At 51.5% G+C, this 14976-nt stretch carries 17 protein-coding genes and 1 other annotated feature; of the genes, 4 read left to right on the forward strand and 13 right to left on the reverse strand.

The window, feature by feature from the left end:
- From DFQ01_RS01720 to DFQ01_RS01735, 4 genes are all read right to left on the reverse strand, one after another.
- A complete protein-coding gene (locus tag DFQ01_RS01720; protein ID WP_110042145.1) occupies nt 1-1062 on the reverse strand; it encodes a hypothetical protein in 1062 nt (353 codons plus the stop codon).
- Nucleotides 1059-2837: an HSP90 family protein gene (locus DFQ01_RS01725; RefSeq protein WP_245946477.1), complete on the reverse strand. Its 1779-nt coding sequence runs from the start codon at nt 2835-2837 to the stop codon at nt 1059-1061. Before DFQ01_RS01725 ends, DFQ01_RS01720 begins: the two co-directional genes overlap by 4 nt.
- Before the next feature lie 207 nt (nt 2838-3044).
- Complete coding sequence (locus DFQ01_RS01730; protein WP_245946478.1) at nt 3045-3554, reverse strand: C40 family peptidase; 510 nt, start codon at nt 3552-3554, stop codon at nt 3045-3047.
- Nucleotides 3555-3675: 121 nt separating this feature from the next.
- Nucleotides 3676-4278 carry a TetR/AcrR family transcriptional regulator gene (locus DFQ01_RS01735; protein WP_110042146.1) on the reverse strand — a complete coding sequence of 201 codons (603 nt, stop codon included), beginning with the start codon at nt 4276-4278 and terminating at the stop codon, nt 3676-3678.
- A 174-nt stretch (nt 4279-4452) separates the two neighbouring features.
- On the opposite strand from DFQ01_RS01735, the gene DFQ01_RS01740 reads away from it, so the two are divergent.
- Entirely contained in the window at nt 4453-5211 is a 759-nt protein-coding gene (locus DFQ01_RS01740; protein ID WP_110042147.1) for an SDR family oxidoreductase, read from the forward strand.
- A gap of 83 nt (nt 5212-5294) precedes the next feature.
- On the opposite strand, the gene DFQ01_RS01745 is transcribed toward DFQ01_RS01740, so the two are convergent.
- Nucleotides 5295-5504, reverse strand: coding sequence for a hypothetical protein (locus DFQ01_RS01745; protein ID WP_110042148.1), 210 nt, complete (start codon nt 5502-5504; stop codon nt 5295-5297).
- A gap of 264 nt (nt 5505-5768) precedes the next feature.
- Between DFQ01_RS01745 and DFQ01_RS01750 the strand changes: the two genes are divergently transcribed.
- Nucleotides 5769-6197, forward strand: coding sequence for a hypothetical protein (locus DFQ01_RS01750; protein WP_110042149.1), 429 nt, complete (start codon nt 5769-5771; stop codon nt 6195-6197).
- A gap of 193 nt (nt 6198-6390) precedes the next feature.
- The gene (locus DFQ01_RS31840) at nt 6391-6516 is read left to right on the forward strand and encodes a hypothetical protein (protein WP_281271956.1); all 126 of its coding nucleotides are present in this window, start codon (nt 6391-6393) and stop codon (nt 6514-6516) included.
- A 77-nt stretch (nt 6517-6593) separates the two neighbouring features.
- On the opposite strand, the gene DFQ01_RS01755 is transcribed toward DFQ01_RS31840, so the two are convergent.
- The 4 genes from DFQ01_RS01755 to DFQ01_RS01770 all read right to left on the reverse strand — a co-directional run bounded on the left by DFQ01_RS01755 (nt 6594) and on the right by DFQ01_RS01770 (nt 9601).
- Complete coding sequence (locus DFQ01_RS01755; protein ID WP_110042150.1) at nt 6594-7493, reverse strand: SDR family oxidoreductase; 900 nt, start codon at nt 7491-7493, stop codon at nt 6594-6596.
- Nucleotides 7494-7569: 76 nt separating this feature from the next.
- Nucleotides 7570-7938: a DUF4180 domain-containing protein gene (locus DFQ01_RS01760; RefSeq protein WP_110042151.1), complete on the reverse strand. Its 369-nt coding sequence runs from the start codon at nt 7936-7938 to the stop codon at nt 7570-7572.
- 193 nt (nt 7939-8131) lie between these two features.
- On the reverse strand, nt 8132-8845 hold the full coding sequence (locus tag DFQ01_RS01765; protein WP_110042152.1) for a DUF7948 domain-containing protein: 714 nt from the start codon (nt 8843-8845) through the stop codon (nt 8132-8134).
- A gap of 201 nt (nt 8846-9046) precedes the next feature.
- Nucleotides 9047-9601, reverse strand: a complete 555-nt coding sequence (locus DFQ01_RS01770; protein ID WP_110042153.1) for a cysteine hydrolase family protein — start codon at nt 9599-9601, stop codon at nt 9047-9049.
- Between the two features lie 173 nt (nt 9602-9774).
- On the opposite strand from DFQ01_RS01770, the gene DFQ01_RS01775 reads away from it, so the two are divergent.
- A complete protein-coding gene (locus tag DFQ01_RS01775) occupies nt 9775-10392 on the forward strand; it encodes a TetR/AcrR family transcriptional regulator (protein ID WP_110042154.1) in 618 nt (205 codons plus the stop codon).
- A gap of 445 nt (nt 10393-10837) precedes the next feature.
- Here the strand turns inward: DFQ01_RS01775 and DFQ01_RS01780 are convergent, their stop codons facing one another.
- The 4 genes from DFQ01_RS01780 to DFQ01_RS01795 form a co-directional block, all read right to left on the reverse strand.
- The gene (locus DFQ01_RS01780; RefSeq protein WP_245946479.1) at nt 10838-11344 is read right to left on the reverse strand and encodes a GNAT family N-acetyltransferase; all 507 of its coding nucleotides are present in this window, start codon (nt 11342-11344) and stop codon (nt 10838-10840) included.
- Between the two features lie 15 nt (nt 11345-11359).
- Nucleotides 11360-11896, reverse strand: coding sequence for a GNAT family N-acetyltransferase (locus DFQ01_RS01785; RefSeq protein WP_110042155.1), 537 nt, complete (start codon nt 11894-11896; stop codon nt 11360-11362).
- 67 nt (nt 11897-11963) lie between these two features.
- Nucleotides 11964-12194, reverse strand: a binding site (T-box leader).
- Nucleotides 12195-12326: 132 nt separating this feature from the next.
- Entirely contained in the window at nt 12327-13904 is a 1578-nt protein-coding gene (locus DFQ01_RS01790) for an SAM-dependent methyltransferase (RefSeq protein WP_110042156.1), read from the reverse strand.
- Nucleotides 13905-14061: 157 nt separating this feature from the next.
- Entirely contained in the window at nt 14062-14832 is a 771-nt protein-coding gene (locus tag DFQ01_RS01795; protein WP_110042157.1) for an SDR family NAD(P)-dependent oxidoreductase, read from the reverse strand.
- Nucleotides 14833-14976 lie beyond the last annotated feature (144 nt).

The raw sequence follows: 14976 nt of genomic DNA on the forward strand, positions 1-14976 counted from the left end.
TCATTCGGCTTGCAGCTGAAACGCATCAATCATCCGGTTCATATGCTTTTCTTTATCCGCCATATAAGTCTGCATATAATCATTGCCGTTACGGCGATCGAAGGCATCTGCCGCTGCAGCTATCTCTTGATCCAGCCAAGCAAGCGTAACCCGGCCGTCCTCGACAAGCTTCTTCCTGCGTTTCTTCTTATGCCATTCCCGGAGGAAGAAGCGCACCGACAGCAAATAGTTGAGTCGTTCCCAGCTGGACTTGCTCTCCAATCCATAACGAATCGTCTCGTTATAGATTTTGACCGCCTTCGGCAGATCGGTCACGGTGAAGAACTCCAGGAACACGCCTTGCTCCTCGATAAACTGCGGCCCCTTAATAACACGGAAGGCCTTCTTCCCGACAGCGATAGCCTCTTCGTATTGCTTCAGCTTCAAGAGCGGCACCATGACCTCGCTGTAGGTTGCCTGCGGGATCGAGTGACAGCTCATTTTGCCGTCCAGAATGGGCCGCACGGCTTGCATCCCTTTCTTCAGCTGGTTCGCCGCGAACAGGTAGTGGCCGAATGCGTTCTGCTCGCATGCCCGGCAATCCGCTAGTCCATCGCGTGACGCTCCGCGCCATTGCTTATAGCACTCCGCCGCCTCCTGCGTTAGTCCTCTCGAAAGCAGAAATCCGCTTCTCTTATGGTAATAGGGGCGAAGCGAATACCCATACTCGATGCATCGCTGTTTGAAATCTTCGAATACAGCCTCTATCTGCATCAAGCTGAATACGGGGAAGCGCCAGATCATGCCAATGACCCACTTGTAATACCACATCAACTCGTGGCGGGAATACATAGAAGGCGATTGATCGTACTTGGATAGACACCACGCGAATGCGGTAATCATTCGCTCCTGCGCACCCGCCTCCGATGCTGCCGTAAAGTAACTGATGCGTGCATGATAAGCATCCTCTTCGGTCATATACTGATCGGCGATTCGAATCATTTCCTCCAATACGGCCAGCTTCTGCTTCCCTTCCGGCATGCTCCAGCTGCTGCGTCTCAGCTCGTCATATCGGTTCTTCATCGGTTAACCTCGGCTCCATCAAGCCCTCGATTCATGAACTGCAGCAGCGAGTCATTCATCATCCTCAGTTCCGCCGGTCCCATCGGATGGTTGCCGAGCAGCAGTGCCTGCGTATAGAACAGTTCGATGCTCGCCTTACGTAGGTGAGGATCACGCGCCTCCATCGCTTTACGCACCATCGGGTTGTTGTAATTGAAGCACAGCTTCGCGTACGGCACATCGTACAGGTCATCCTTAATGACGCGCACGACATCAGCAAAGAGCGCATTCGCCTGCTGCTCGCTCTCCTCCGCCAGCCTGAAGAAGTTGACGTCCTGATTCGTGTTATACAATACCGGAATATCGGCTGGTTCGAACCAGCGAACGAGTGCGCGGCATTGGAAGTCCTCGAGCAGCGCATTGCTCTGATCAATGAACGGCTGTGCCGTCAGCTTGTCCTCCAGATCGAGCTCCTCGAATTGATTCGCGAACTCCAGCGTATTCAGAATGTCGACCTTTATGTCCTCGTCCAGCTCTGTTACTTTGCGCACCAAGTCTAAATCATGGACGTAACCGCCGTTAATCACCATCAGCTCCTGCGCACGCGCCACACGGGCAACCTGCCGGTATTCATCCAGCGTTGGCGTTACGAGCAGCTCCTTGTGGTCGCGCAAAATCTCAGCCATCGTCAGCTCGCCATAAGATGTCTCAAAGCGCAAATGCCGAACGAACAGCGCATACAGCTCGTCATCCTCAACGGCCATCGTCTTGATCGAGGCATAATGAATGAGCACGATGCGCCGGAACAGATCGGGATCACGATCAGCCAACTCGATCAGATAGCGTTTAATGCATTCGCCCAGCTCATCGCGGACGGCGAAGAACAGATCATTCTCTTGGAATGCCTCGCGCGATGCGGTAGGACGTAGACTGTTCGTATTAATGATGCCGTTGACGAAGAACGCCCACGGCGGAAGAATGTTGTTCATTCGATCCGAGAGCAGCATGTTTTTGAGATAGACGCGATGCTTCTTCTCGTCCTGCAGGCTGACTGCATACGGCAAAATATGCGCGATGCCGTTCACGCCTCCAATGAGCGAGGTTAGCGGGATGATATCGAGCGGCTTGTTGTACGTGATACCTTCGACATACGCCATCGCCTCCGGCTTATCCAGCAGCCATGGCGGCTTCGACTCATTGATCGTTCGTTCGAATTTATCTTCGACGAGCATAATGGTTGTCGGCAAATACTGCCCGTATTTCTCCAGCAGCTCGCTCACGCGATAATACTCAAAATATTCCTCGAACTCCGGCTTCGCCTTCAGGTAGACGGTCGTCCCGATCGGCACCTGCCGCTTCAGCTTCTTGATCGAGTAGGTGCCATCCGGCTTACCCCGCCATTCCAGTGCATCGTCTTCGAGTGCAGAACGCGTAATAAGCACAATCTCTTCGCTGACAACGAAGCAGGACAGCAAACCAACACCAAACTGGCCGATGAAATCATCCGCCGAATCTTGATCGTCCCGCTTCGTAGAACCGCCAATCCGAGCGAGAAACTGATCGATCTCGTCCTCCGTCAGCCCACAGCCGTTATCTGTGAAAGAAATGTTGTGCGAAGAATAAATTTCAACTTTAACTGCCTCGTCGAACGTGTGCCCCAGCCGTTTGCGCGCGGTAACCGCATCTACTCCGTTCTGCAGCAGCTCGCGGATAAATACACCCGGCTCGGAGTAGAGATGGTTGGACAGCAGATCGATAACGCCTTGCAGATTCACTTGAAAGTTCATATTTTTCATAATGGCACCCTCAATGTTTGTAGGAATAGAAATGAGTAAGCTCATTCATTCATATCGGTTAAGCTGCAAGATTCATTATATCAAATCGGTATCAACGCTTGGTGCGATTTCCGAGAATGGTATAAGAGGGCCACATTCATCCGACAAAATAAAAGCCTCCGATCCCACTACTATAGTGGTTCGGAGGCTCCATCTGCTTACCTGAAATTACAAGACGCGTCTTGCTGTGGCATAACGGCTTGAATAGTCGCTTAAGTTGCGAATATAGACGCCGTTCATGTTCGTGCCAATCGTGTTATGAATGAATTGGCCATTGCCGATATAGATGCCAACATGGTTAATCGTCGATGTCTTGCCATTATTGAAGAAGATCAAATCGCCCTTTTTCAAATTGCTCTTTGCTACATATGTACCTTGAAGCCGTTGGCTGCTCGTGCCCCATTTGAGACTGACGCCATATTTGCCGAATACGTACTTCGTGAAGGAGGAGCAGTCGAATATAAGCTTACTCGTGTTGTTCGTCCCGAACTTGTACGTTACTTTGCCTTGCAGCGACTTCGCATAAGCGATAATGCTGTCAGCCTTCGCCGATGCTGTCGTCGCGGCAGCTGCATGGGCTTGTCCGACATTGATGCCATCTATAACGGAAGCGCCAGACAGAAGAGCGAAGCAGCAGGTCGTCGCGATGACCGTCTTTTTCATCCAATTGAGTGTCACGATGATATACCTCCTGATGTTTGTCTCGAGTTGCAGGGAGAGTATACCATGGATTTTTAACCTATTAGTGGAATCTGAATAGTTTCTCACTTTGGCAATAAGTACATCCGTTATTAAAATATTACCTCTTTCGGTTCGTCTTCGCCTCTCGCGGATGCCAATTAATGATTAATATGAGCTGCTCCTGCATGTAGGACGGCGGGTACTTAAACCCGCCCTCAATCCAGTGAAAAATGAGGCCCAACAGCGCATTGATCGCATAAACCGCGGACAATTCGGGATTAATATCACTGTCCTCCCGCTCGTAGACAAGCTCCTCCATTGCGATCTGCTTGATCGCTTGGAACATTCGCTCCTTCAGGCCAAGAATAACCTTACTTTTAAGTAGAATGGTGTATACGGCCTCATTGGTATAAATATGCTCGAAAATTTGAACCGAATTCGCCGTCAGCTCGTCGATTCGGAATACGTCCTGATTCTCGTACGGCGCGCGGAACGATCGCAGCAGATCTTGAATCAAGTCCTCCATAATGTCGCCAAGCAGCGCTTCCTTGTTCTCATAATGCGTGTAGAACGTGCCGCGATTATAGTTAGCTCGCTCGACGATCTCGGTGATCGAGATCGCATCAAAGTCCTTCTGCTCCATTAGGTTAAGAAGCGCCTGTTTGAGTGCTTCCTTACTGCGCAGAACACGCCGATCCACTTTTTTACCCATCCCGGTCATAAAAATCCACCCTTCGTTATTCAACAAACAGGGTCAAAACGATCGATAACTGACAAACGGACCTTTTTTACTGATTGTTTGTCCAGTTCCACATTCATTATACTCGAATTACACAGATGTATGGTTATTGAACATCTGTATATAAACTAACTTAAACCTTTGGAGGTCATCCGAATGAGACTTTCTGGACAAGTAGCTGTAGTAACGGGCGCTGCATCGGGTATGGGCAAAGCAATCGCCGAGCTGTATGCGGCTGAAGGAGCGAAGGTCGTTGTTTCCGACTTGCGTGTAGAGGCTGCGCAGGCCGTTGTAGACGGTATTGAAGCCAAAGGCGGAACTGCCCTTGCAGTGGCAGCGAACGTAGCGAAGGAAGAAGACGTGCAGCAGCTGATCGACGCGACAGTCGAGAAGTTCGGCACGGTTGATATATTGGTGAATAACGCAGGGATCATGGACAACTTCGTGCCTGCCGGCGACCTGACGGACGATCTGTGGGAGCGCGTATTCGCGGTAAACACGACAGGCCCGATGCGCACGACGCGCAAGGTTCTGCCATTGTTCCTTGAGAAGCAAGCAGGCGTCATCGTCAACATCGCATCGGCAGGCGGCCTGCACGGCTCCCGCGCCGGCGCAGCATATACGGCATCGAAGCATGCGGTTGTCGGCTTCACGAAGAACGTCGGCTTCCAATATGCGAAGCAGGGCATCCGTTGTAACGCAATCGCGCCAGGCGGCGTTGCTACGAATATCGGGGCATCGATGACGGCTCCGAATCCATTTGGCGCTGAGCGTGCGATGGCGGGTCTTGGTATCAACCCACGCACAGGCGAGCCAGAGGAAATCGCGAAGGTCGCATTGTTCCTCGCGTCGAGCGAATCGAGCTTCGTCAACGGTACGGTCATTGCTGCAGACGCAGGATGGACGGCTTATTAATCACATTGGAACGTATAAGCTCCTAACGTGCAAAGAAGCACCCGTGGTTTGAACACGGGTGCTTCTTTGTGCATGCTGCACATTCATTGGACAAGCGAGGTTGCCTCTCGTACCACGGCTGCAATGACAGCCGTAATTCGAAATGGCTTGTCCGTCAGCAGCGTATATAGCTGCGCAACGCTGGCTAGTGACAGGACCGCGAAGACAGCGATCTCCCGCTTCAGCCGCTTCTGCTTCCGGTAGTAAAAGAAGAGCGTCACGGCAAACAGAACCACTAGAAGAAACGGAATCATCTCGCACCTCCTTTCCTTCCGGCATCGATTATATAAGCACCGATCAAGATCACCGGTATACGAACCGCATACAAAATGTGATTTATGCAGCACAGGTGGAGATATCGCCATTTATCGTACCCACAACTTTTTGTTTTATTCCAAATTGGTTATTTATGGATCCCCATTTGCGCCATTGTTGCATCAAGAATGGGCAACTTGTCCGCACCTTTCTATAACTCTTGCATAAGCTATAGTAGTCTTAGAAGAGAGGAGGATGCGCATATGGGAAGATTAATCGATGGAAGAACATCCCAGAACGCAAGCTATGGCAACTCCATATCGATCCCTATTCTTGTCGTCAATACTCCTCAACTGTTTGGCCAGATTGGACTCAACACAGCTGGTGTAGGCGACACGCCTCGCGTTCAGCTGAAAGGCACGATTGCACTGCAATTGCCACTTGATCTTCTTGGCATCACAATCTCGGTTGTACGCGGTACGGAAGCTACGGATCCATTGGTTTTCTCGATGAATTCGACATTCGAGCTCAGTATTCTTTCAGCACAGATCCTTACGTTCTCCGCTAATGATTACAACCCGCCGATCCCTGATGATGGACTGCTTGTCTACACGGCATTCGTATCGTCCGACCTGCTCGGCACGATCCGTGTTGGCCCTGAGAACTTCGACGGCATTCTGATCAGTGAATAATGTAATCGTGTAAGACCCTAAATCCCCTCTATTTGTTGGTACCGCTAACATACGAGGGGATTTTTTCGTTGAGCTATTATCCCAAAATAGGATTGACAGCCCATGATCATCCCCCTATTATTGATAATGATAATTGTTATCAATTAGAGAGGCCGACGGACCGGCCTTCCAATACAAGTATGAGGTGATTGGGTTGTTTACAAGAAGGAAGCGTAAGAAAGCAGCATTGACGATTAGTTTGACGGTCATGATGTTAGTTGCTGCAGCATGCGGCAGCAGCACGACAGACAAGGAGAATACGATTTTGAACCATAAATAACCGCAACCACGATAAGAAGACCATCCCGTGAAGGATGGTCTTCTCTGTATATCAAGTTCTCGCGGCTGCAGCAGCAATTACGTCTCCGTCATAATGCCGCCGTTAACGTGCAGTACCTGGCCCGTAACGTATGAAGAATCATCCGATGCGAGATAGATATAAGTCGGCGCAAGCTCGAACGGCTGGCCGGCCCGCTTCATCGGCGTCTCTAGTCCGAACGTCTTCACGTACTCGGCGGAATAGCTGGAGACAATAAGCGGCGTCCAGATCGGACCTGGCGCCACCGCATTAACCCGAATGCCTTTGCTCACTAATTGCAGCGACAAGGAGCGTGTGAACGATACGATTGCGCCTTTGGTGGACGAGTAGTCGACCAGCAGCGGAGCGCCCGCATATGCCGTTACAGATGCCGTCGATACGATAGCGCTGCCAGGCTTCAGGTGTGGGAGTGCCGCCTTCGTCATATAAAACATCGGAAAGATGTTCGTCCGGTACGTATTCTCCATCTGCTCATTCGTAATGTCCATAATGCTCGGCTGCGGGAACTGCACGCCTTGATTCAGGACGAGCACGTCCAATCTTCCGTAAGCCTCCAGCGTTCTTCTAACGACCTCTGCTGAAAAAGCCGGCTGACGCAGGTCGCCTTCAATGAGCAGGCAGCGGCCGCCGTACTTCTCCACCATCTGCTTCGTCGCTTCCGCATCCTGACGTTCATACAGATAGACGATCGCAATGCATGCGCCTTCTTTGGCAAAGCCAATTGCGACCGCGCGGCCAATGCCGCTGTCTCCTCCTGTTATGATCGCGACCTTCCCGGCTAGCTTGCCGCTTCCCTTGTACTGCGGATTATCCGAGATCGGAATCGGGTTCATGATGTATTCCAGCCCAGGCTGCACATTCTGATGCTGCGGCGGGAATGTAATCGGCTGCTGGGTACAGCGCGTCTCATAACCGTAATACGGGTAGTAAGGGATCACCGTTCATATCCTCCTTGGCATAAGGCTTAGCTAGAGCAGGATATTCGCCTATCTTCCGTTTGGTGACCCCTATACGTTATCGAATCGCGTGCAGGGCTTCGAGCGCCTCCTGCTCGCTGCTCATGAAGAAGAACTGCTTGCCATGATTGCACTCATATATGAAGTCCCTTAAGCTCTTGCTGTCATACACGCTGAAGTCGCCGACGATGGCTAACTTGAACCCATAGTTCACATACTTCTGCAAAATCTCGCCCGCCAGCTTCGTCTTCAGCTCGAAGAAATCTTCTGCAAGACCAGACTTATGAAGCAGCAGCTTGTCGCAATCCGCCTCATATCTTACCGTTGCCATCAGATCCAGTGCGTCCTGAACCTCCTTGATGACAACCTCATCACTTCTAATAATTGCAACGGTCGAATTGCCTTGCTGATCCAACTGAATTTGCATCTCTTACGCCACTCCTTTCCATGACTTGCTGCGAATAAAGGCACAGTGCGCGGCACTGTGCCTTCTCATTATTTTGGACAACGAGTATCGTTATTCCTCTTCTTCCTCCAAACGAATATCGGTATGCACAGCAACATCGCCCAGACCCGCAGACGGAATCGGATCGTATCGACCTCGCCGGGCTGGTTGATGCCTAGATCAATTTCAGCATCGGGTCAATAACGAGCGTTTCATTATGATCGTAATCTCCCACGGCCTCGAAGCCATATCGATTAGGCCCAAGCTGGCGAAAGCGGCACTGGACCGGAACCTCCAGCCCGCCGAACAATTGATGGCACACCGGCGGCTCTTCGATTAAGCTTCCCATCGACGTAGCGAGAATGAGGCTTCCACCACGATCCACGCTGAGCATCTCGATCCCGCTTATATCGAATTGAATGTCCCCTAGGTTACCGCCCGGATGGACCATGACATCGTATTTCAAGCCGCCTTCAGATCCGTAATACACGACGTCAATCTGCGGCCATAGATTGCGATAGATAACCCGTTGATGAAGCGGTACCGACTCCGTCACGATGCCCGCTTCCGTCTCGAGTAAGCGATGCCTCGTACTCGGCAGCTCGTCAAGCAGCTCAGGCATAACCGACCGTGCCGCCCCTGCAAAACGGTAATCCAGCCGAACTCCGCTCATTTGGCGCGATCTGCTTCTTCCTTCACATCCGTTTACCTTATCAATCATGAGCACGAACCGATCCGTTGCGAAGCCGCCCCGCATGCCATCCGCCCGCGCCGTGTAAAGGAAGCCCTGCTCCCGATTAGCCTCGTACTCGGCGAATGCGAACATCGGTGACTGCTCCTGCAAATTGCGCTGGACGCCTCGCCCTGGTTGAGACGAATTTCCGGACATGAATAAGACCCCCTTCTTACACATGATCGATGGACTTGGCAAGCGAGCCGAGAGAAACCATCGTCTCATGCATATGTGGAAGAGGGCCTTTCCTATTCGATGAATGACGAACCTGCAGCTTTCGAGCGACCGAATCTTGAATCTGTATTATCCACGCTCAGATGCAGACGATCAGATTGCGTTTCCAGATCGGCATCGCCTTTAGGCTAAAGAACCGGCCCATTGTTCAACCGTCATGACATCCGCCTGGCGTGGGAATACTTTGTCCATCAAGACGTGATGAACCTCTGGATCTATATCGAGACAAGCATCGGACAGCACGGTGATGGCAAAATCTTTATCAGCAGCTTCTCGTAAAGTCGACAGCACTACGCCGCTCGTTGATATGCCAGATAAAATGAGGGTGTCGATGCTTTTGGCACGAAGAATCTGTTCGAGCGAGCTGCCAGCGAAGGTGCTGACGCGTACTTTCGTGATGACGGGCTCGCCCGGCTGAGGCTTCACCGACTCATGGATCTGGATAGCTTCGTCTCCAGCCGAGATGCCTGACTGTGCGAGACGACCGAACATTTTGTTCCGTGGATGTACTTCAGGATAGCCTTCCATAAACCCTACACGTACATAAATGACAGGAATATGATGCGTTCGCGCCGCTTCGATTGCTCCCTGGAACGGTGCAATAACCTCTGCACTAGCTGCGTATCTTGGTACGATTGAATTTTGCAAATCCATCACTAATAATGCTTGTTGACTCATTCTTTGCCCACTCCTCTTCCCTATGCAAATATTAAGCGGAGACCTCTCCACTTGATAATAAGTGGAGAGGTCTCCGCTTGTCAAGGTGACGAACAGTGTCTATTGGACAGGGCGTTAGAGCCGTGGAATAATGGAATAATAGAAGAAGCTATGAGCAAGGAAGTGATTCTAACATGAATGAGGATACGGGTAGCGTAACCCGCCCCGAACGGCGTGATGCAGCAATGAACCGGCAGCGAATTATCGAGGCCGCTCTGCGGCTGTTCGAGCAGCATGGTGTCGAGCAGGTCAGCATGAACCAAATTGCGATGGAAGCGAAGATTGGCCCCGGTACACTCTATCGCCGTTATAGGAATAAGAGCGAGCTGTGCCTCGATCTGATGAAGGATAATCTTGATCTACTATTCGATGATCTGGAGACTTATCTGGATAGCAATAAGAGCAAGCCACCTGCTGTGCGATTGAGGGGAATGCTTCAGCTGTTTATCCGCTTCAGAGAGCGGAAAGCGCAGCTTCTCGCAGGAGTAGAGGACGGTACAACAAGTCCGCGATCGAGGCCGCGATCCGCCAGCCCTGTCTATGACGAGCTGCATCAGCTTGTTGTTCGTCTGTTCGACGAGATGGACCTGCCAGAGCTATCTGGTGGGCACAGCACTTTCCGAGCGGATATGCTGCTGTGGCCGCTCGCCAGCGACGGGTACTTGTTCCAGCGAGATGTTCGCGGGCATTCGCCGGATCAAATTCTTGATGAGATCTGTCGTACGTATATCCCGCAGCAGCTGCTTGATTGAATGCGAACGCGATTAAGGCAGCCGTCCGACTATGCGGATGGCTTGGGTTCAACAAAGAAGAAACAGTCGTGCAAAGAGCAATCTTTGCGCGACTGTTTTTAGTTGCAAGTCTATTGGCGACTTGTGACCGAGCACGACGCGTGTGGCGGGAGGCGCTGCGCGGCGGTAAAACCATTAATTCATTGGTCAATTCCCCTCGATGTCGATTAAGAGTGGTGAAATCACACTTAATTGTCTCTAGCGCTTACTTATAGGCATTTAAGAGTAGTATAACCGCTATTAATCTTCTGCCAGCATTCAACTATTGGGGTATGTATTGTTTTAAGTACGGTTTAACCACGCTTAATAGTACCCCGACCTCACATGCAAGCATTTAAGAGCGGTTTAACTACGCTTATGGCCTGGTACCTGCCCGTGTTCTGTTAACCCGCTGTGGCCTCGACGATTAGAGCCTGAACACCATATAATCCTCGTCCCAATACTGCTCCTCGTATTTCAGCGCACGCTGCTCCGTGCCATAAGTGATGAAGCCAAGCGATTGATAGAGCCTGCGGGCAGGTGCGTTGTCCGTGATGACCGCTAGGTTGATCTGCTCCAGTCCGCTGCAGCCTCGTGCTCGGTCAATAAGTGCAAGCAGCAAAGCACGGCCTGCACCTTGACCGCGTACCTCCGGCGCTGTGTACATCCCGTAGACATTGCCCTTATGTGAAATCTTCGCGCTGCTCTCCCGCACGAAAGTCACAATGCCGACCAGTTGGCCCTCTGCATCGAACGCGCCTAGCGTAAACTTGCCTTCTACTGGCTTCAATCGTTCCTCCACGAACGCCAAAGTAAAATCAACTTCACGCTCGTAGGTCGAGCCGAATGCTTCGGGGTTCGTCATTAACCCGCGAAGCCGCAGCGCTTGATATTGTGCGGCATCCGATGATTCCAATAGTCGAATATGCAGCATCGGCACCACCTCACCTTACGCTCCGAATTCACTACGGAGCATGCCATAGTAGACCAAATCCTCGTACGTATCTCCCTTACGAATATGACTGCGCAGCACGCCTTCATGCTTCATGCCGAGCTTCTCCATGACTTTGTACGAGCCCGGATTGCGTGTCATCGCCGCTGCATACACCCGGTTAAGCCCAAGCTCCTCGAAGGCGAATTGCAGGATACGTGCCGCCGCCTCTGTGCAATAACCATTGCCCCAGTATGGACGGCCAGTCCAATAACCCATCTCGGCTGCGTTGTGCCTCTGCTGCAGGTGAAGTCCTACAACACCAAGGAAACTTCCATCCTCCGTGCGTATCACAGCGAAGGAATAGCCTTCACCCCGGTCTGCCGCTTCCATCCTTCCTTGAATGAAACCAGCGGAGGAACCCGCCGGATAAGGATGCGGAATACCAAGCGTCGTATCTGCCACCTCCTTATCTGACACCAAATGTTCCATCGGTTCAGCATCCTGTGGCGCTAATAAGCGCAGCGTTAACCGCTTTGTCTGCATCATGGTCATCGAACAAACTTCCCTTCTCTTCTCTTCTCTTGATATTAGGACAACTACGACAAAAAAGCCCCATCCCCTAAGGGACGGAGCTGCTCCGCGTTACCACCCTGATTGACGTTATACGTCCACCTCGCCATCGTCCAACAACGATGCTTCCCTGTAACGGTGGAAATCCGTGCCCGCCTACTAAAGGTTCGGGGGCCTGCTCAGAGGCGATGCTTCCATCCGGCGTCCCGCTGCCTTGCACCAACCGGCAGCTCTCTGGCGGGTAATGACCGAATGTACTTGTCCTCTTCGTCGCATTTGACAACGTATCTAGCTATATATTAAGCAACACTATAACGGATAAGTAAGAATCTGTAAACGATAAAACAATAAAAAAGCACCTCCTGCAGCGATCAGCAGAAGGTGCTTCCTGTATAACATTGATCCTAAATCCTTAACCCTGTTCTAGCCCTTCCAGCAATGCTGCCGCTTCCTCGTGATCCGGCTCCAGCTTCAGCAGTTCCTTCAAATAATGAACGCCATCGTCCTCTTGCTCCAGCTCGAAGCTGCAGACGGCGAGGCAGTAGAAGACTGTCGATACAACATCGCCATTCTCCTCCTCCACCGCGATCTGCAGATAACGCTTCGCATCCTCGTACTTGTCCATCTCGAACAATATCAAACCAGCATCCATCGCGAGGTTATACCGCTGCGCCATGACGTAGTAAGCCGACCACATCCGCTCGATTCCTCGGTGAAGGTCCTCGATCTCTTCGTCGTTCGCATCCGGCAGCAGACTTGAGATCCGCTTCGAGCTCTGGATGAAGAATTCCGCATCGTAGCCGCCCAGACGCCAGAAGCTCATGAAATGGTGAAGGCTCATCGTATCCAAATGCTGATCGACCAATTCCTTCAGGCTGAAAAACTCATCCGGACCGTACCGCTCGATGAATCGGCGATAAGCGAGCTTCGTCTGATAATATCGCTTAGCGTTATCTACATGGATGATGCAGCCGACGTTTATATTGCGATAATGCTGCTCCGGGAACAGAGCAAGCGCCCCTCGCTGCTCGAATACATGCACGAAAGCATGATAGTTCGCCATAAGCGAGAAGCTGCCGTGCAGCGTCAGAATCGGCGGCTCAGCGAATTTCCAATTATCGAGCAAATGGTCGCCCTTGTCCGCTGTAAGCAGGACGAAGCCCGACTGGGACAACCCATTCATCCGTTCCAAGCAGGTCAAGCCGGCAACCGGGAACAGAAAATGCGAATCCTCCAGCTCCTCTTGATAGAGGGAAATCAAATCGCGGTAGAGGTAATCCTCCCGCTCGTAAGCGGGCTCCCGTCGATGCTCATATCGCAGCGAGATCTGATTGAGCTCGTCCGCAGGTTTCAGCTTCCCGTTAACCGTATCGCGCGCGGCTTTCTCCGTATACTCGACGTATACGTCCGCTTCATAAACACGTCCGTCCCCGATATAGAGCAGCTCCTGCGGGATGCTGTCGAAGACGTAGTTGGCAACAACGACGACAGGCTGCTGCAGATCGCCCGGCCGAATCGTCAAGCCGGATACGAACAGGTTCAGCTCTGTATCATTGACCGCATCAAATCGTGCAAAATCAAGCAGTCCTTCCGCTGCATAATGCTGCAGCTTCGGATGCTGCTGCCATGCCGTCACGTTGCTCATCGCCAGATCGGTCATGACATAGCGGAAAGGAGGCAGCTCCTTGCCCGCATAGTCCAAGAGCTCGCACAGCTCATGGATCACATGGTAGGCGAGCCTTCCCGCTCCAGCCCCCAGCTCGACGATATAGACGGTCTCCTCGATATGTCCCTGGCTCGCTCGATCCTGCATGATCCCCATGATCATCTCGGCATATGCGTTTGCGATCATCGGATTGCATGTTATATACTGCGGAACCTGATCATTGTTCCACGCCTTTAATCCCAGCTGTTCGTAATACTGCCGCTGCAGCTCCCAGAAAGGTGCTTCGGTGAAACGATAGCGTTGGCTGCCGTTATTTACTGTCATTATCAATAGTCCTGCCTTCTGAACGTTATGGTCTTATCTCCTATCGTAACAAAGGCAACCGTACAAGAACAACCTATGAGATCGAACATGAGAAAAAGGTACCCGTCGCCGAGTACCTTCCTTCCGTTCTATGCTGCGCCTACTCGCGCATGATGAATTAGCGGCTTGTATAGCCTGCGTCTACGTGAATCGTCGTTCCTGTCACATAAGAGGATAGATCGGAAGCGAGCCAGAGGCTGGCTTGCGCAACCTCTCTCGGCTGACCGAAACGGTTCAGCAGGCTGAGCTGTGGCGCATATTCTTTCTCGTCGAGGCCTGCTTCCTCCAGCGCACCGCGCAGCATCGGCGTGTCGATCGCACCTGGTGCTACGGAGTTGACGCGAATGTTTTTATCCCCGTTCTCGAACGCCGCTACCTTCGTCATACCAACAACACCGTGTTTCGCCGCTACATAAGCGATGTTGAATGGCTGCGGACGGAAGCCGCTGACCGAGGAGATGTTAATGATCGAGCCGCCTTGGCCTTGCTTGATCATTTGCTGCAGCTCGTATTTGAGACACAGTGCCGTACCTTTCAAGTCGATGGACATGAGGCGATCCCAGTACGCTTCGTCGAACTCCGATGCAAGCGCTTGGTCTGGCGTAATAGCTGCGTTGTTAACCGCAACATCGAGACGTCCATACAGCTTCACCGTTTCTGCGATGAGCGCTTGAACTTCTTCGGATTTGGAGATATCTACTTTAACGAACGAAGCCGTACCACCTGCTGCATTGATCTCCGCAACGACTTGGCTTCCTTTCTCAGCGTTGAAGTCGGCAACAACAACTTTGGCGCCAGCCTCAGCGAACAGCTTCGCCGTTGCTTCCCCCATGCCCATTGCTGCACCTGTAATGATGGCTACTTTGTCTTGCAATACTGGAAATGTCATTTTGCATAACTTCCTTTCAATATTTATTTACAATTAATGTAAGTTTAATGAAATGTGTGACGTCTTTGTTACAATTCAAGTATACGAACTTTGTTAATTTCGATTCAATGTGCAATAATACAAGCAATGTATGTTACTTTACAT

The sequence above is a fragment of the Paenibacillus cellulosilyticus genome (genome assembly GCF_003182255.1).
Classification (GTDB): Bacteria; Bacillota; Bacilli; order Paenibacillales; family Paenibacillaceae; genus Paenibacillus_T; species Paenibacillus_T cellulosilyticus.

Excerpts from the sequence above, each read along its gene's own strand:
- DFQ01_RS01720 (WP_110042145.1), bottom strand. The coding sequence starts at position 1,062 with ATGAAGAACCGATATGACGAGCTGAGACGCAGCAGCTGGAGCATGCCG.
- DFQ01_RS01725 (WP_245946477.1), bottom strand. The coding sequence starts at position 2,837 with ATGAAAAATATGAACTTTCAAGTGAATCTGCAAGGCGTTATCGATCTG.
- DFQ01_RS01735 (WP_110042146.1), bottom strand. The coding sequence starts at position 4,278 with ATGACCGGGATGGGTAAAAAAGTGGATCGGCGTGTTCTGCGCAGTAAG.
- DFQ01_RS01740 (WP_110042147.1), top strand. The coding sequence starts at position 4,453 with ATGAGACTTTCTGGACAAGTAGCTGTAGTAACGGGCGCTGCATCGGGT.
- DFQ01_RS01745 (WP_110042148.1), bottom strand. The coding sequence starts at position 5,504 with ATGATTCCGTTTCTTCTAGTGGTTCTGTTTGCCGTGACGCTCTTCTTT.
- DFQ01_RS01750 (WP_110042149.1), top strand. The coding sequence starts at position 5,769 with ATGGGAAGATTAATCGATGGAAGAACATCCCAGAACGCAAGCTATGGC.
- DFQ01_RS01760 (WP_110042151.1), bottom strand. The coding sequence starts at position 7,938 with ATGCAAATTCAGTTGGATCAGCAAGGCAATTCGACCGTTGCAATTATT.
- DFQ01_RS01765 (WP_110042152.1), bottom strand. The coding sequence starts at position 8,845 with ATGTCCGGAAATTCGTCTCAACCAGGGCGAGGCGTCCAGCGCAATTTG.
- DFQ01_RS01770 (WP_110042153.1), bottom strand. The coding sequence starts at position 9,601 with ATGAGTCAACAAGCATTATTAGTGATGGATTTGCAAAATTCAATCGTA.
- DFQ01_RS01775 (WP_110042154.1), top strand. The coding sequence starts at position 9,775 with ATGAATGAGGATACGGGTAGCGTAACCCGCCCCGAACGGCGTGATGCA.
- DFQ01_RS01780 (WP_245946479.1), bottom strand. The coding sequence starts at position 11,344 with ATGCTGCATATTCGACTATTGGAATCATCGGATGCCGCACAATATCAA.
- DFQ01_RS01785 (WP_110042155.1), bottom strand. The coding sequence starts at position 11,896 with ATGACCATGATGCAGACAAAGCGGTTAACGCTGCGCTTATTAGCGCCA.
- DFQ01_RS01790 (WP_110042156.1), bottom strand. The coding sequence starts at position 13,904 with ATGACAGTAAATAACGGCAGCCAACGCTATCGTTTCACCGAAGCACCT.
- DFQ01_RS01795 (WP_110042157.1), bottom strand. The coding sequence starts at position 14,832 with ATGACATTTCCAGTATTGCAAGACAAAGTAGCCATCATTACAGGTGCA.